We start from the raw sequence: 16,107 nt of genomic DNA, 5'->3' as shown, positions 1-16,107 counted from the left end.
GAACAATCATCCTTCCGCTTTCAGTTCAATCAATAAATCTCGTAATTCAGCCGCCCGCTCAAATTGCAAATGTCTGGCAGCGTCTTTCATTTCTGCTTCTAGTTTTTCGATTAAGGCCTTGCGGTCTTTCTTCGTTAACTTGCGATATTCTTTGGTTGGCAAGTAATCTTCTTTTTCTTCCGCAACCTTTGTCGCTTCAATGACGTTGCGGATGGCCTTTTTAATCGTCTGTGGCGTAATGCCATGCTGCTCATTATAGGCCATTTGGATTTCCCGCCGGCGTGCCGTTTCTTCCATTGCACGCTCCATGGACCTGGTCATCCGATCCGCGTACATAATCACTTGTCCATCCGCATTCCGCGCTGCACGCCCAATGGTTTGGATTAAGGAACGTTCATCTCGCAAAAAGCCTTCTTTATCCGCGTCAAGGATGGCAACAAGAGATACCTCTGGCAGGTCCAGTCCTTCTCTTAGCAGATTAATTCCGACTAATACATCAAACGTTCCAACACGTAAGTCTCGTAAGATTTGCATTCGCTCAATGGTCTTAATATCGGAGTGCAAATATTTCACCTTGATCCCAATATCCTTGAGATAATCTGTAAGATCCTCAGACATTTTCTTCGTTAATGTAGTAACTAAAACGCGCTCATTTCTATTGGTCCGTTCATGGATTTCTCCGATCAAATCATCGATTTGTCCTTTAATCGGACGCACTTGCACAACAGGGTCAAGCAGTCCTGTTGGTCGGATCACTTGCTGCACCACATCAGGTGAATGTTCCAGTTCATAAGGTCCAGGCGTAGCGGAAACAAAAATAATCTGATTAATATGTTTTTCAAATTCATCAAAACGCATCGGCCGGTTATCCGCCGCAGAGGGCAGGCGGAATCCGTGATTAATAAGCATCTCTTTGCGTGCCCGGTCCCCATTGTACATCCCGCGTATTTGCGGAAGGGTAATATGGGACTCATCCACAATGATCAACATATCATCTGGAAAGTAGTCAAACAAGGTAAATGGCGTCGCACCTGCCGGGAGCCCTGTAAGATGCCTGGAATAGTTTTCAATCCCCGAACAGAACCCCATTTCCGCCATCATTTCCATATCATAACGTGTGCGCTGCTCCAGCCTTTGCGCCTCAAGCAGCTTGCCTTCCTCGCGGAATTTCGCCAACTGTTGTTCCAACTCTTCTTCAATCGTCCTCAGTGCTATTTTCATTTTCTCTTCTCTTGTAACATAGTGAGAAGCTGGAAAGATCGCAACATGATCTCGCTCACCCACGATCTCCCCGGTAAGCACATCGATTTCCGTGATCCGATCAATTTCATCGCCGAAAAACTCTACACGAATCGCCTGTTCACTTCGGGAAACGGGGAAAATTTCCACAACATCTCCCCGAACACGGAATGTACCACGGGTAAAATTGATATCATTTCTTTCATATTGGATATCCACTAGCTGATAAAGTACTTCATCCCTGCCCTTTTCCATTCCAGTTCTAAGTGAGACCAACAACTCTCGATATTCCTCAGGAGAACCCAAACCATAGATACAGGACACACTTGCTACGATAATCACATCATTACGTTCAAATAAGGAACTGGTTGCGGAGTGTCGGAGTTTATCAATCTCATCGTTGACACTCGCGTCCTTTTCTATATAGGTATCTGTATGCGGAATATAAGCTTCCGGTTGATAATAGTCATAGTAACTGACGAAGTATTCCACCGCATTTTCAGGAAAAAACTCCTTGAATTCACTGCACAACTGTGCAGCTAACGTTTTGTTATGGGCAATGACCAGAGTTGGTTTATTTACCTTGTTAATCACTTGCGCAATCGTAAAGGTTTTCCCTGTTCCGGTAGCCCCAAGCAACGTTTGGTATTTCTTATTCTTTTGGACTCCATCAACCAACTGGATGATCGCCTCTGGTTGATCTCCCTTCGGCTCATATTCGGAGACGAGTTTAAAAGTTTCCATGGAGATTTCACCTTCTTCCGGGAAGTTTAACACCGTGTATATCTATACGTTTTCTAGTTTAATGCTTTTTTAGCTATTTTGCGAATTTGATATCTTGGTACATTATACCAAACGTTTGTTCTAATTAGCAAGCGGGTGGGATAAGAAAAGCTTTCCTATGCGGTCAAACGCAAACAAAGAGGCGCTCATCCTTGCACCTCTTTGTCTTATGCTCCTCGCTGAATTTGCTGGCGGATCAACTGTACGATACTGATCGGTTTCAAATCCACATAGTATTCAGATTGCTCATCTGGAGCAAAAATTAACCCCAGCTCGTGATGTTCTCCTTGATAAATCGTTCGCTGCAAATATTTGATATGGCCCTGTTCATTCAGTACCTCCATCTTGCAAAAGGTGGAGGTGGAGCGCAAAGCAGGATACACTTCATCCGGATGATGAATTTCTATCCCATTAATTTTTTGCAGAACATCACCAACTTCAATACCCATCTCGGCGGCGGGGCTATTTGCAATCACCGCCAGTACAACAACCCCTTCTGGACGGGGAACAAATAACAAAGGTCGCTTCCATTCCAACCAATTTCCGATTCGCATGATTGCTTCATGCCCTAGGATCATCCAAAAGGCCGCAAGGATCCCCGCTCCACCCCAAAACTGGATTCCCCAAGCCAACCCAAAAAGAATGAAACTGTAATAAATTAATTGCTTCGAAACTCGCTTTATTTTATGAGATGGCAGCGATGAGATGGCTAAAGTAGTATGGCCAATCACGACCGGAAAGAGCAGGATGGTAAACCCTGTGCCCAATGTTGAAAACAACGGCCACCAGGAAGGGTGACCAACTGGCATTGCCAATTCAGGCGGAACTGCCGCCACCACGAAGACCGGTGCGAGCCAAAATTTTTGAATTTGATGCACTCCAACAAGCATTCCCCTCTTCCCATTGACCAATAAAGGAGAGCTATCCTTTCCACTGTTGCGCAGTAATAAATAGGATTCGAGTAAGTGCAGAATGGCAATGAAAGCAAAGAGAGACGAGAACTCCAGCGAGACCAAAGGTTTCCAGATCACTCTCAGCCAAGAAATGGCTTCCCCTTGCGGATACGTTTTTGCGATCAAGGCAAGAAGACTCAACACACCTCCTGAATAGGCATAACATAAATACTGAATATGGTAACAGGCTAATAAAAAGCTTATCACACACAATAAAAACAATTGTGTTGGTTGGATAACAATCCCCATCGCTATGGTCAATAAGGAAATAATGATACCGCCGCCTAGTCCTTGCGCGACTGACTCTATAAACTGTTCCCACGGATTATGTACCCTTACGCTGAATAGTCTTCGCTCAAACAAGGTTTGGCGCCGATACTGCATCCAAATGAGGACAAGAAATAGGTATAGAAAAGGGTTTGTGAAAAAAGACAAAATTCCCTTCCCGATGATTACCAATAGTTCAAGTGTTATTTGCAAGCTTTTGTTCACCACCTTTGATCTACGACAAAAAAAGTAATGACAGAATTTTGACTGTCATTACTTTTTCTACATAAATTCCCTTGTTCCCTTCTCTATTTCGGGATTATTTTTTTACCTGTTCTAGCAAAACCTGGATCGCAGCTTGAAGTTGCAAGTCGTTAGCCGGTTCTTGAATCTTTTTGATTAGTTGATCTTGTAGTAACTGTGCAGTTTTTTGATCAACCTTTCCAGTCATGGATAGATTGTTAAGTTTCTGGAATGCCTTCACAGCGGTCTCTGTTTTTTGATCGAAATAACCATCCGTTCTTCCTGGTGGGAACCCGAGGCCGTCTAGAATGACTTGCAAGTTCTTTACTGATTCGCTGTTCTGGTCAAATTGCAAGGAACCCTTTTTCACGTCGATCGGTGCGGCTAGGAAGTATTTCGGCTGTTCAATCGAAATACTCGGTTCAATTCCCTTTTTATGAATCCATTCACCTGTTGGGGTCAGCCATTTGGCGATAGTCATTTTCACCTGGCTTTTATCACCAAGTTCAACCGTGTTTTGTACGGTTCCTTTCCCAAAGGTGTGCTGTCCGACCAATTTATAGCCATTTTCTTTTAATGCGGCAGCCATAATTTCTGAAGCACTGGCACTACCTTTATCTACAAGTACGGTGATTGGATAGGATTTCTTCCCATCAATTGTTGACTTCACCACTTCACGATTTCCTTGCGGATCTTCCAATTGCAAAATCGGCTTATCCTTTGCAATGAGCATTTGTGACATTTCCACTACTGCGGGCAACAGTCCTCCCGGGTCTCCACGCAAATCAATGATCAATCCATCAACCTGCTGCTGTTCCATTTTTTCCAATTGTTCTTTAAAGTGCGCAGCTGTATCTGTGGAGAATTGGGCCACTTCAATTTTCCCAAAAGTATGTCCATCCTTCTGAATCGTTTCCGCATAAACCGTTTCTAGCGGAATATCGTCACGAACTACAGTAACCGTGAGCGGATCAGAAATTCCTGGGCGTAAAACATTTAACTCCGCTTCTGAACCCTTCGGCCCTCGTATCTTCAGGACAGCTTGATAGAGATCCAATCCTTCTAATGTTTCACCATTCACACTAATAATTTGATCCTTCGGCCGTAGACCTGCCTTTTCTGCAGGGGATCCTTTAAATGGAGAAACGATGGTAACTTTGCCGCCTTCCATCGTTACTTCCGCGCCAATCCCTTGAAAAGAAGAGGATATAGACTGATTGAATTGCTCCGCCGATTTAGGATCCATATAAACGGTGTATGGATCACCCAAAGCATTAATCATCCCATTAATTGCGCCATCAATAAGCTTTTGTTGATCCACATCTTCTAGATAATTATCCTGGATGAGTCCATAAATTTCATACACTTTCTTTAGACTAGCTGCTTGTTCAGCATTCTGGGGATTACTATTTGTTCCTTGCTCCTTAGTAGGACCTATTTGTCCCAACATTCCCCGAAGAAAGCCCTTTTCGGAATCGGTTGCTGCATATGTCAGCAGGCTGCTTACTACGATGGTAATTCCAATCAGCGCTACCAACGTGCGTCCTTTCATCTGCAATCCCTTACACCACCTTTCTACCATAATTGAAGCCACCTTAGTTTGTCCCTAGTAGTATATGATGGCCCCTTGATGGTTATGAACATATACATTTCGGAGTTATGTTCAGGATAGCAGTTTCATCGCTAATTTTTCAAATATCCCATCGGATCAACCTCCGTATTGCCCTTGAGAACCGTAAAGTGAAGATGTGGACCTGTTGATCTTCCTGTTGACCCCACTTCCGCAATCTTATCTCCTTTTTTCACTTCCTGCCCTTGCTTTACCATCAGACCGCCTTCCCGAATATGACCGTATAAAGTAGAGATTCCGCCACCGTGATCAATAATGATACAGTTTCCATATCCCCTCACATAGCCTGATACAATGACGGTTCCATCCGCGGCTGCGACGATCGTGCTTCCTTGCGGACCGGCGATATCCATTCCGCTATGACCGCTAGCTTTTCCGGTAAATGGATCCTTGCGATTTCCAAAGTAAGAGGTGATTCTGGTTAGGTCTGGAGCAGGCCAAGCAAACTTGCCACCGGTAAATTTCCGTTGACTCAGCAGCTTGTTTTTCTCGTACAATGCTGCTTTCATTTCTTGGACGAGGGCTAGCATCGCTTGTTCATGTTCTTCCTTGATTTCTTCTAGTTCTCCCTCTTCTTTTTCAAGCTGCGCCATAAAAACCGTACGCTCTTTTTGCTGTTTTTTCAAATCTGCTTTCAACTCTTCTGCAGCTGCGTAGTACCCTTGAAGCTTTGATAAGTAATCATCGACTTCTTTCTTTTTTAGAGCAATCGTTTCCTTATCTTTAATATTATCTTCTAAGATCTTCGTATCTTGATTAATAATAAGGTTTACAGCGTGCAGTCGATTTAAGAAATCCCCAAAATCGGTGGATCCCAACAAGACTTCAAGGTAAGAAACGTCACCCATTTCATACATTACCTTTACCCTTGTCCTCAACAAATCATTCCGTTCTTCTACCCGTTTCATTGCTGCGTCAAGCTGTACTGCGGCTTCCTGTGCTTTTAGGGTTGTTGTATCAATTTGCAAATCCAACTCTTGAATTCGTTCCTGCGTTTCGTTTAATTTCAGATCAATGTGCATAATATCCTGCTTGACCTGATTTTTCTGTCCTTCGATTGCCTGAATGCGGTTTTCTATTGTTGAAATCTGGTTTGATGCATTGCTCTGCTCTTTTTTTAGCGAAGAAATTCGTTGATTGAGCTGATCCAGCGAACTTGCAGCTTGTCCATGCCAAGGCAGAAGAACACCCGCGGCAAGCACGGTGGCAGTCAACAAAGGTAATTTTTTCATATTCCCCTCCCAGATTCTATACTTTTAAGAAACGGCGCACGGACATCATGCTTCCCCAAACTCCGATAAAAGCGCCAATTCCCATGAGCAAAACAGAGAGCTGCCAGGCCAGCGGATTGAGCGGGAGTAAATCTAGGAAGTATAAATTCAAATCCACCTGAACCAAATCTATTAAATAGCGATAGCCCAGAAGCAGCAAAAGAATAGGAACAACCGAACCCAAACCGCCCATTAATAGTCCTTCAATAAAGAAAGGCCAGCGGATAAAAGAATTCGTGGCTCCAACCAATTTCATAATCTCTATTTCCCTGCGTCGAGCAACGATCGTCAATTTGATCGTGTTGGCAATCAAAAACATCGCCGTAAAAGCAAGTGCTACTATGAAGCCAATCCCTACATTCCGAATCATCGTGGTAATCGTAAACAGTTTTTTAATCATATCCTTGGCGTAGTTTACACTTTCCACATATGGAAGGTTTTTGATCCGTTCGGCAACCATTTCCGTTTCGACCGGGTCTTTCGTTTTCACGACAAATTCATCAGATAGTGGATTTTCTTTTTCTAATCCTTCAAACCAGTAAGCTTTGTCCCCGAAACTTTTTTTGAAATTCTCCAGGCCTTCTTCTTTCGGAATAAAAGTAACGGATTCTACTTGGGAAAAGTCCTTTAACTTCTCGGCCAGCTTGTCTACTTCGACTTTCTCAACACCCTGTTTTACAAAGACGCGAATTTCCACCTGTCTTTCAACCACATTCGCAATATGGTTGACATTGAGGGCCAATAGGAGGAAAACGCCTAGAATAAACAAGGTAATAGCGACTGAGCTCATGGAGGCAAATGACATCCATCCATTCCGGGTAATATTCCGAGAACCTTCCCGCAGATGTCGCCCCATTGTTCTAACCTTCATAGCCGTATTCCCCCCTCTGTTGGTCACGGGCAATCCGGCCACCTTCAATGGCAATCACTCGTTTTCTCAGCGTGTTGACAATCTCTCGATTGTGCGTTGCCATCACCACGGTCGTACCGCGCAGATTAATTTCTTCAAAGATTCGCATAATCTCCCAAGAGGTCTCTGGATCAAGGTTCCCTGTAGGTTCATCGGCAATAATCGTTCCTGGACTGTTAACAAGCGCCCGAGCGATTGACACTCGCTGCTGCTCACCACCAGAAAGTTCAGATGGATAGGATCGCAGTTTGTTTTTCAATTTGACCAATTCCAGCATTTCAAGAACTCTCGGTTTGGTTTGTTTCTTCGTCGCCTCCACAACTTCCATGGCGAAAGCTACATTTTCATAGACATTCATTTTCGGAAGCAGCTTATAGTCCTGAAAAACAACCCCAATGCTGCGGCGTACTTTAGGAATCTGTCTTTCTTTTAATTTTGATATATTGAAACCATTTAATAGAATTGTCCCTTTAGTAGGCTTTTCCTCACGATACATCAACTTAATGAAGGTAGACTTCCCTGCACCGCTTGGTCCAACAACATAGACAAATTCACCTTTTTCGATTTTTACATTAATGCCTTCCAGTGCATTCGTTCCATTCGGGTATGTTTTCCAAACGTCTAACATTTCTATCACTTAAAGTCACCTGCTTTTTCCTTCTGAGATGGTTGCAAACACCTCATTTTCCATCTCATGCTTTTTTCGACAGTTTCCTAGCAAATTCCTGCCTAATCCCCTAATATTTCCTAGGAAATGACAGTATCCGCCATGATAAGCCTTTAATATTATAACAAAACAGTGATTGTTGGCGATATAGGTTAGAAGTTGGAATGTATAATTAAAATCATTGAACATAAAAAAATACCCAACATTGGGTATTTTAACGTCGTAAGGATATTTGATTATAGCTGTTTAATTTTTGATCAAGCAGCTGGCTAACTTCAACTAATTTGGGATGTGTCAAATTGCCCATATCACGACTTAATTCATTCAAATGGAGTCGAAGCGTATATATTTCTTCTAATAACAAATCCAAGTTTAATTTGGATGAGGTTTCACTTGGCATTGACACCATGAACAGATTCCTCCCTAAACACTTCGTTATCTATTCTGACTTCTCCCAAATTTTACCGTGCATTCTATCTATATGCTTCGAATTAAAAGTAATTCCCGATTTCAGCCCAAAAACTTTTCTATATCCCCATATATTCGATATGTTTAATGCATCTCCTTCAATCTATAGATACATTCTTCCCTTTTGTTACAAAATCTAGACTTGTTATAGTAAAGTACTTATCCTTTTTCTCTTTGTTGGCCGGATGGAGGCAGGAAAACTAAATGGGATTTCGGGGCACCTCAATAACGGAAAAAATTTCCGTTATTCAAGAAAATCCGGTTTGCTAAACCATACTAGCGGAATTTTTTTCCGCTATTTAGATGACCTAGTCGATTTTACGTCGGTACACTTCTCCATAACGGAATAATTTTCCCTTATTTAGCCTAAATCCATCCAAAAATCAAAGTTAACGGAAAAGTTTTCCGCTATAACTCAACTGCTGGAAAGAGGCTACTCCTTCAAAAAAGCAAAAAGGGCCTTATCCTCGTTAGGATAGGCCCTTTTTTGTTCACTAAAGCTCTACCTGCACCTTTTGACGGTGCTCGGCAACCCAGTTATCAGTTGCCTTTTTCAATTGCTGCATATATTCGATCTGTTTAATCACCTGCGGCTTCGCTGTCCCACCTAGAACATCACGCGCATTGACTACTTGATCGATGTCGAGGGCTGCATAAATATCTTCCTCAAACAGAGGCGAAAACTGCTTGTACTCCTCCAAATCCAAGTCCAACAAGAATTTATTTTGCTGGATGCAATAGAGGACGGTTTTCCCTACAACTTCATGTGCTTGGCGGAATGGCAAACCTTTATTCACCAAGTAATCAGCCAGATCCGTTGCATTGGAGAAGTCTTGCGTTACCGCTTTTCTCATGTTTTCCTTGCGGACTTTCATGGTTGCGATCATCGGAATAAATAAGGAAAGGGCTCCGTGCAAGGTTTTCACGGTGTCAAACATGCCTTCTTTGTCTTCCTGCATATCTTTGTTATAAGCCAACGGAAGTGCCTTCAAAACGGTTAACAAGCCAACCAGATTTCCGTAGACACGTCCCGTTTTTCCACGGACCAATTCGGCGACATCGGGATTTTTCTTTTGCGGCATGATACTACTTCCGGTACAGAAGGCATCATCCAACTCGACAAACGCGAACTCATTGCTAGACCACAGCACTAGCTCTTCACACAAGCGGGAAAGATGAGTCATTAGCAAGGCTGATCCGGATAAAAATTCCACGATAAAATCACGATCACTTACCGAATCAAGGCTATTCATATACACCCCATCAAATTTCAGCAGCTCTGCTACGTATTCTCGATCGATCGGGAAGGTTGTCCCAGCGAGCGCACCAGCCCCCAATGGCAGTACATTGATTCTTTTCCAACCATCCATCAAGCGCTCCGCATCTCGCTGCAGCATAGCAACATAAGCCATCAGATGGTGTGCAAATAAAATGGGCTGTGCACGCTGAAGGTGAGTATACCCCGGTAATACGGTATCCACATTATCCTTTGCTTGCTCAATGAGGGAATCCTGCAGACGACTAATCAAATCCACCAATTCAATCACTTGCTCACGCAAATATAAATGCATGTCCAATGCAACTTGATCGTTCCGGCTTCTTCCCGTGTGCAGTTTCCCGCCAACCGGTCCCACTTCTTCAATTAAAAGCTTTTCGATATTCATATGAATATCTTCATTAGAAACGGTAAATTCCACTTCACCGTTTTCAATCTTTGCCGCCACCTTCTTTAAACCTGCCTTAATGACATTGACATCCTCTTGGGGGAGGATGTCACATTTTCCAAGCATAGTCACATGGGCCAAGCTGCCGTTAATATCTTCCTTCGCCAGCTGCTGATCAAAGAAAATGGAGGCGGTGTATTCTTCCACTAGTTTATCTGTAGCTTTTGTAAAACGACCGCCCCATAATTTCATTATTGTGTCACCGCTTCTTTCTTATCGATGATAACCGCCTTTGGTGCATTTTCCAATCTGTCGCGGTTGATTTGCGAAAACACCTTGGTTGGCATTCCCCATAGTTTAATAAATCCAATCGCTGCTTTATGGTCAAATGAATCTTCTGCGCCATAAGTAGCAAGTTCTTTATCATATAAAGAGTTCGGAGATTTTCTTCCGACTACCGTTGCATGTCCTTTAAACAATTTTACGCGGATGGTTCCAGTAACATACTTTTGGGTTTCTTCAACGAAAGCCTTCAAAGCATCCATAATCGGGGAGAACCACAGGCCCTCGTAAATGACTTGAGAAATCTTTTGCTCAATGGTTGGTTTGAATCCGGCAACCTCTCTTGGCTGGGTAAGGAACTCCAATTCACGGTGAGCCAAGATCAAGGTCATTGCACCTGGGCATTCGTAAACTTCACGGGATTTAATTCCGACAAGGCGGTTTTCCACGTGGTCAATGCGGCCAATCCCATGCTTCCCAGCGATTTGATTTAACTCAAGAATAAGCTCGCTTAATGGCAATTGCTTTCCATTAATAGCAACTGGCTTTCCTTCTACAAACTCAATTTCAATTTCCTCTGGTGTATCAGGAGTATCCTCAATTGCTGCTGTTAGATCATAGGCGCCAGCTGGCGGTTCTGCCCAAGGATCTTCCAATACTCCACACTCACAAGCACGTCCCCAAAGGTTCTGGTCAATGCTGTAAGGATTATCTAAATTAATAGGAATTGGAATCCCGTGTTTCTCCGCGTAGGCAATCTCTTCATCACGAGTCATTCCCCATTCCCGAACGGGTGCGACAATTTGAAGATTCGGGTCTAGTGCAGCAAAGGATACGTCAAAACGAACTTGGTCGTTTCCTTTTCCCGTACAACCGTGTGCAACGGCAACGGCACCTTCTTCTTTCGCGATATCAACCAAAATTTTGGCAATCAAAGGACGAGAGAGTGCAGATACGACCGGATATTTTCCTTCATACATAGCATTTGCTTTTAACGCAGGAAGTACAAACTCTTCCGCAAATAATTCTTTAGCATCCACTACATAGGATTTAATTGCCCCAACTTGGATAGCCTTGTTCTTTACAAATTCAAGATCTTTTCCTTCGCCGACATCCAAAGCAACAGCAATGACATCAAAGTTATAAGTATCCTGTAGCCATTTGATTGCTACAGAAGTATCAAGTCCACCAGAATATGCCAGAACGATTTTTTCTTTACTCATCGTTATCGTTTCTCCTTTATCCCATTTAATCTAAGTATCTTAAGCCGTTAGGCTAAAATCTTTATCTGTGTGCTACGTGTAATATTATGCATTAATATTAATAAAAATTCAATAGGTTTTTTTTGAAGAAAATAAAAACCCCCTCCTTTATCCCATTGAAGGAGAAAAGAAAGGGCTTTCATTTTATTCCACGTGATGAAATTGTTCAATATTCATGACGAATACGGTTGCCCCACCCACGGTTACGTTTACTGGGGGAGATGTCATATTTAAACCGGTGATGCTTGGGGGATAGAGGGTCATCGGTATTTCTTTCTTTTTACAATTATCCCTAATTAGCTGTAAAACATCCTCTACCTTTTCATCTTCAACACCAATCATGATGGTCGTATTCCCTTGCCGTAAAAAACCGCCAGTACTTGAAAGCTTCGTCACACCATACCCGTGTTCCGTCAGCCCTTTAGACAGCTTCACCCAGTCCCTGTCCTGGATGATTGCAATTACCATTTTCATCCCTTCGGCACCTCCTCAGAAAATAATCGAATATGTTTAACTTAGTGTATGTGAATGAATTTGCGCATGTGAGTAATTCTATTATAGCAAAAACTACCAGTGAAAAAATAGGACACATAGGGGATAATTTTGAACTTTTTTTGTATGCAAATGAGGATCCCAACATTAGGGATCCTCAATATCATCTTCGTATGTAATTGGTAGCGGCGAAGGGGATCGAACCCCCGACCTTACGGGTATGAACCGTACGCTCTAGCCAGCTGAGCTACACCGCCACTTTTATAATGGCTGTAAGGAATGCTGTAAGCCAGGTTCTGTCCTTCTTGTACTGCTAGCGGTTGCCAACCTCGTACGAGAAGTTGTAGTTATTTGACTATCGATCATCCGATCGATCCACCCGTTTGGTTCCTTGTCTTTACCGCGGGGTGGTGCCCCTACCAAAATTTGGGTTGCTCACTCGTGGGGTTTACCTCGTTCCACTTCTTCCGTTTCCAGAAGAACTCCGTCACTGTGGCACTTTCAGGGTATTCATACCATCATGCAAGATGCACCTTAGGTATTTTCCCCGCCGTCAACCCAGTCGAAACTAGGTTGCCCTCCCTTGCGAGAGGCACGAACACTCCGGGCATCGCAGCACCGGGTGAGCCTGGACTTTCCTCAACCTGCATGATGCAGGCCGCAACTACACACATTCCTTACGGTATAGATATTTATTATTGTAATTCGCTTTCGTGTGAATCGCAAGTTACATCCGAAGCGACAAGAATTAATTTAACATAAAAATAAACAGAAGACAACGGTACTATTTTCCACTGCTGTTTAATGATCCTTTTTATCGTTTGTGGACTCTAGGCTTTTCAAACGTTCTATCATCTCATCCAAACGTCGATGGACTTGTTGAAAGACGACGTCCGCTTTCTTGCCTGTCAAAATTTCGATCCCTTCTTCCACCGTGCGAGCTGCCCAAATATGGAATTGCCCTGCTTTTACAGCATCCACAACCTGATCATGAAGAAGAAGATTTTTCACATTCTGGTGCGGGATTAACACGCCTTGCTGTCCAGTTAGACCTTTTGCCCGACAAACATGGAAAAAACCTTCAATTTTTTCGTTGACTCCGCCGATTGGTTGGATTTCTCCCTTTTGATTAACAGATCCGGTGACAGCAATCCCTTGATCAATCGGGATATTAGCCAAGGAGGATAACAGTGCATAAAGTTCTGTACTGGAGGCACTATCCCCATCGATCATACTGTAGGTTTGCTCAAAGGTAATACTTGCTGATACAGGGAGCGGACGATCCTGGGCAAATTTAGCATTCAAGTACCCGCTTAGGATTAATAAACCTTTGTCATGGATCTGCCCGCTTAAAGAGGCCTCCCGTTCAATATTCAAAATTCCTTTTCGCCCTAAGAATGTTTGTGCTGTAATGCGATGTGGTTGTCCGAATACATAATCCCCTGTATGCAGGACTGCTAATCCATTGATTTGACCAACCGCTTCCCCTTCGGTATCCACCATCAATGTGCCATCGGAAATCATTTCTCGGATTTTCTCGGCAATTCGATTGGAGCGGAATTCCTGCTCATCCTAAGCCTTTTTAACATGTTCCAAAAGAACAACGGGTGTACCTTCTTGTTCAGCCCAAAAACTGGATTCAACTAACACCTTGGACATGGCATGATAACCGGTGGATAATTTCCGTTGATCTTCCGCCAAGCGAGAGCTGTAATTCACGATCTTCGCCAACGCTTCGCGGTGAAAAGGAAGAAGTCCCGATTTTTCCGCATACCTTTTTACATAGGCCGCAAACTCGCGGATATGTTCCGTCGTTCTTTCCATTTCCGAATCAAATTCCACTTTTACTTTAAAGATCTTCTGGAAATCCTCATCCCACTGAGCAAGTAAATGGTAGAGAGAAGGATTACCGATTAAGATCACTTTAATGTCAAGTGGAATCTCCTCAGGTTTCAATCCTGCTGTCGAAACCAACGCTCTTTCTTCCAATACATTTTCGATCCGGATTTCAGCTGTCTTTAAGGTTCGCTTTAACATAATCCAAGAAAACGGATTGGTAAACAGCTCCGCCGCCTGCAGCAAAAGATACCCACCGTTAGCAAGGTGCAGGGCACCCGGTTTAATCATCGTAAAATCGGTCGTCATCGAGCCAAATGTGCCCTTGTATTCCACCTTTCCAAACAGATTATGGTAGCTGGGATTCGTTTCGAAAACAACCGGTGCACCTTCGGCTTTACTCTGATCGACGAGAATATTCACCTTATAACGGTTATATTTTTCCTTGTCATTTTCCAAAAAGGAAAAAAGCAAATCTTTTTCCTGCTTCTCCCCCTGAAAAAGCTGGAAGTTTTCCGCCATATCCTCTTGCATGTGCTGTAAATACTGGATAATTCTGGATTGCTCAGTATATTTATCACGAACTGCTTGAAACGGTTCTTCCGATGCCCCTAGAGCCATCTCTGTTTTCAACTCGGTATAGGCTTCTTCCATCTGCCGCTCAATCAGCTGCATTCTCCGCGCGGCTTCCGTGACTTCAACCTCAATTTCTTTACCCTTGCGTGTTAATTCTTCTTTCATCGCTTCCGGCATGGTTTTAAATTCGTCATTGCTTAAGGGGCGGCCAAATCTTAGCGGAACTGTGACAATCCCCTGTGCGGTACGTTCGATGGAAAAATTGTGGTCGCGCACATATTGCTCAAGCTGCTTCCATATTTTCTCCACCCGGTCATCAAAAGACTTATGAACTTCTTTGCGCTTCGTTTCAAAATCTTCGCTCGAAAAAGCGGATTGTATGGAACGCTCCACTTCTTTCACCAGTTGTTCCATATCCTGCTTAAACAAAGAGGCCTTGCCTGCTTCAAAGGAAAGCGCAAGCGGATGATCAGGCTGCTCAAAATTATAAACGTAGCACCAATCTTTAGGTACGGCTTGTCCTTTTGCCACTTCTTTGACCTTACTAAAAGCATATGTACTCTTCCCCGAGCCAGACGGCCCAACAACAAACAAATTGTAACCTGGCTGTTTGACTTTTAAACCAAAATCAATGGCTCTGATTGCGCGGTCCTGACCAAAAATAACACTTGGAAGGGACTCGATCTCCTCCGTTGTTTCAAACGGAAAATCCTCTGCCCGATATTCCCCACCCAGTTTTTCTACAGGGACTACCCTTGTTTCCTTCAATGAAACCCCTCCGTCCATTCTGCTTGTCTTCTAAGATTTTACCAAACCTCTGGCAAACAAAAAAGGGCTGTTCCACTTCTCTTGGAACAGCTTTTCCTCTTTACTCTGCATTATAAACGCCCGTTATTTGATCCAATGAAATCTTTTCCCCACCAACAGTGAATTCCATGACCCCATTTTTTAGGACAACGGCGTCAATCAAACCACTTTTTGCTTGTTCATCCTGAAGATAGTCCACCTTTTTGCCAACAAGCGAGAAATAGGCCATTGTATCCTGAAACAAACGGTTCTTGTCCTGACCTTGGAAGTCTAATTGTTTAATCTCATCCGGGAAAACAATCCCATCGTCCACCTGCAGCATAATTTTATCATTTTGGAGGGAAACTCCTTGTACAACGGCCTTTTTTAAAACCTGCACCTGTTCTTTCGTAAAAGGATCGATATTGGTCTTTTCAAAGGTAATCTCCTTGCCAACGAGCCCGGTATAATCAAACACATTTAATTTTTTATCCGCAACAGCATCACGAATCGAATTAACCCCTTCCAAAATTCCAAACGTGGCTGTATTCAAAATTTGGTTTAAATCATTGGAGGGTTGGGTGGGATCCTGGTTTTTCAGTTGTTCAATCATGAGCTTGAAGAAATCCTCTTGACCCAACTCCTTCTTCAATGTCCTTGCTTTGCTGTAATAATCATTAATTCTGGTTTCACTAATAATCGTTGACATATAGGTCCCCTCCATTTTGCATACGGTTCGCCTTATTTCTTTTATCGGCAAAAATGAAGGGGATTGTTA

The 16,107-nt window shown here is 43.1% G+C and carries 13 protein-coding genes, 1 tRNA gene and 1 other RNA gene; all 15 read right to left on the bottom strand.

What is annotated here, in order from left to right:
• Nucleotides 1-6: 6 nt before the first annotated feature.
• Nucleotides 7-1,983: an excinuclease ABC subunit UvrB gene (gene uvrB / locus J2Z37_RS12675; RefSeq protein WP_209810638.1), complete on the bottom strand. Its 1,977-nt coding sequence runs from the start codon at nucleotides 1,981-1,983 to the stop codon at nucleotides 7-9.
• Nucleotides 1,984-2,189: 206 nt separating this feature from the next.
• Nucleotides 2,190-3,359, bottom strand: coding sequence for a PDZ domain-containing protein (locus J2Z37_RS12670; RefSeq protein WP_209810637.1), 1,170 nt, complete (start codon nucleotides 3,357-3,359; stop codon nucleotides 2,190-2,192).
• 202 nt (nucleotides 3,360-3,561) lie between these two features.
• Nucleotides 3,562-5,037 carry a S41 family peptidase gene (locus tag J2Z37_RS12665; protein WP_209810773.1) on the bottom strand — a complete coding sequence of 492 codons (1,476 nt, stop codon included), beginning with the start codon at nucleotides 5,035-5,037 and terminating at the stop codon, nucleotides 3,562-3,564.
• A 131-nt stretch (nucleotides 5,038-5,168) separates the two neighbouring features.
• Entirely contained in the window at nucleotides 5,169-6,347 is a 1,179-nt protein-coding gene (locus tag J2Z37_RS12660) for a murein hydrolase activator EnvC family protein (protein WP_209810636.1), read from the bottom strand.
• 16 nt (nucleotides 6,348-6,363) lie between these two features.
• Nucleotides 6,364-7,257 carry a permease-like cell division protein FtsX gene (gene ftsX / locus J2Z37_RS12655; protein WP_209810635.1) on the bottom strand — a complete coding sequence of 298 codons (894 nt, stop codon included), beginning with the start codon at nucleotides 7,255-7,257 and terminating at the stop codon, nucleotides 6,364-6,366.
• On the bottom strand, nucleotides 7,247-7,933 hold the full coding sequence (gene ftsE / locus J2Z37_RS12650; protein ID WP_209810634.1) for a cell division ATP-binding protein FtsE: 687 nt from the start codon (nucleotides 7,931-7,933) through the stop codon (nucleotides 7,247-7,249). Before ftsE ends, ftsX begins: the two co-directional genes overlap by 11 nt.
• Nucleotides 7,934-8,177: 244 nt before the next feature.
• On the bottom strand, nucleotides 8,178-8,372 hold the full coding sequence (locus tag J2Z37_RS12645; RefSeq protein WP_209810633.1) for an aspartyl-phosphate phosphatase Spo0E family protein: 195 nt from the start codon (nucleotides 8,370-8,372) through the stop codon (nucleotides 8,178-8,180).
• A 553-nt stretch (nucleotides 8,373-8,925) separates the two neighbouring features.
• A complete protein-coding gene (gene argH / locus J2Z37_RS12640) occupies nucleotides 8,926-10,347 on the bottom strand; it encodes an argininosuccinate lyase (RefSeq protein ID WP_209810632.1) in 1,422 nt (473 codons plus the stop codon).
• A complete protein-coding gene (locus J2Z37_RS12635) occupies nucleotides 10,347-11,600 on the bottom strand; it encodes an argininosuccinate synthase (protein WP_209810631.1) in 1,254 nt (417 codons plus the stop codon). The genes argH and J2Z37_RS12635 overlap by 1 nt, the downstream gene beginning before the upstream one ends.
• 183 nt (nucleotides 11,601-11,783) lie before the next feature.
• A complete protein-coding gene (locus J2Z37_RS12630) occupies nucleotides 11,784-12,113 on the bottom strand; it encodes a cyclic-di-AMP receptor (protein WP_209810630.1) in 330 nt (109 codons plus the stop codon).
• Nucleotides 12,114-12,311: 198 nt separating this feature from the next.
• Nucleotides 12,312-12,388: transfer RNA gene (locus tag J2Z37_RS12625), tRNA-Met, on the bottom strand.
• 23 nt (nucleotides 12,389-12,411) lie between these two features.
• An RNA gene (gene rnpB / locus J2Z37_RS12620) (RNase P RNA component class B) lies at nucleotides 12,412-12,807 on the bottom strand.
• A gap of 125 nt (nucleotides 12,808-12,932) precedes the next feature.
• Nucleotides 12,933-13,655, bottom strand: coding sequence for a S16 family serine protease (locus J2Z37_RS12615; protein ID WP_209810629.1), 723 nt, complete (start codon nucleotides 13,653-13,655; stop codon nucleotides 12,933-12,935).
• 48 nt (nucleotides 13,656-13,703) lie between these two features.
• Nucleotides 13,704-15,311 carry an AAA family ATPase gene (locus J2Z37_RS12610; RefSeq protein WP_209810628.1) on the bottom strand — a complete coding sequence of 536 codons (1,608 nt, stop codon included), beginning with the start codon at nucleotides 15,309-15,311 and terminating at the stop codon, nucleotides 13,704-13,706.
• 100 nt (nucleotides 15,312-15,411) lie between these two features.
• Nucleotides 15,412-16,038: a flagellar hook capping FlgD N-terminal domain-containing protein gene (locus J2Z37_RS12605; RefSeq protein WP_209810627.1), complete on the bottom strand. Its 627-nt coding sequence runs from the start codon at nucleotides 16,036-16,038 to the stop codon at nucleotides 15,412-15,414.
• Nucleotides 16,039-16,107: the final 69 nt, after the last annotated feature.

Source organism: Ammoniphilus resinae (assembly GCF_017873965.1).
In the GTDB taxonomy this organism is placed as follows: domain Bacteria; phylum Bacillota; class Bacilli; order Aneurinibacillales; family RAOX-1; genus Ammoniphilus_A; species Ammoniphilus_A resinae.
This window is presented reverse-complemented; position numbering and strand designations above follow the sequence as displayed.

Coding starts and splice junctions, on each gene's coding strand:
- uvrB (WP_209810638.1), bottom strand. CDS start 1,983: ATGGAAACTTTTAAACTCGTCTCCGAATATGAGCCGAAGGGAGATCAA.
- J2Z37_RS12670 (WP_209810637.1), bottom strand. CDS start 3,359: ATGCAGTATCGGCGCCAAACCTTGTTTGAGCGAAGACTATTCAGCGTA.
- J2Z37_RS12665 (WP_209810773.1), bottom strand. CDS start 5,037: ATGAAAGGACGCACGTTGGTAGCGCTGATTGGAATTACCATCGTAGTA.
- J2Z37_RS12660 (WP_209810636.1), bottom strand. CDS start 6,347: ATGAAAAAATTACCTTTGTTGACTGCCACCGTGCTTGCCGCGGGTGTT.
- ftsX (WP_209810635.1), bottom strand. CDS start 7,257: ATGAAGGTTAGAACAATGGGGCGACATCTGCGGGAAGGTTCTCGGAAT.
- J2Z37_RS12645 (WP_209810633.1), bottom strand. CDS start 8,372: ATGGTGTCAATGCCAAGTGAAACCTCATCCAAATTAAACTTGGATTTG.
- argH (WP_209810632.1), bottom strand. CDS start 10,347: ATGAAATTATGGGGCGGTCGTTTTACAAAAGCTACAGATAAACTAGTG.
- J2Z37_RS12635 (WP_209810631.1), bottom strand. CDS start 11,600: ATGAGTAAAGAAAAAATCGTTCTGGCATATTCTGGTGGACTTGATACT.
- J2Z37_RS12630 (WP_209810630.1), bottom strand. CDS start 12,113: ATGAAAATGGTAATTGCAATCATCCAGGACAGGGACTGGGTGAAGCTG.
- J2Z37_RS12615 (WP_209810629.1), bottom strand. CDS start 13,655: ATGATTTCCGATGGCACATTGATGGTGGATACCGAAGGGGAAGCGGTT.
- J2Z37_RS12605 (WP_209810627.1), bottom strand. CDS start 16,038: ATGTCAACGATTATTAGTGAAACCAGAATTAATGATTATTACAGCAAA.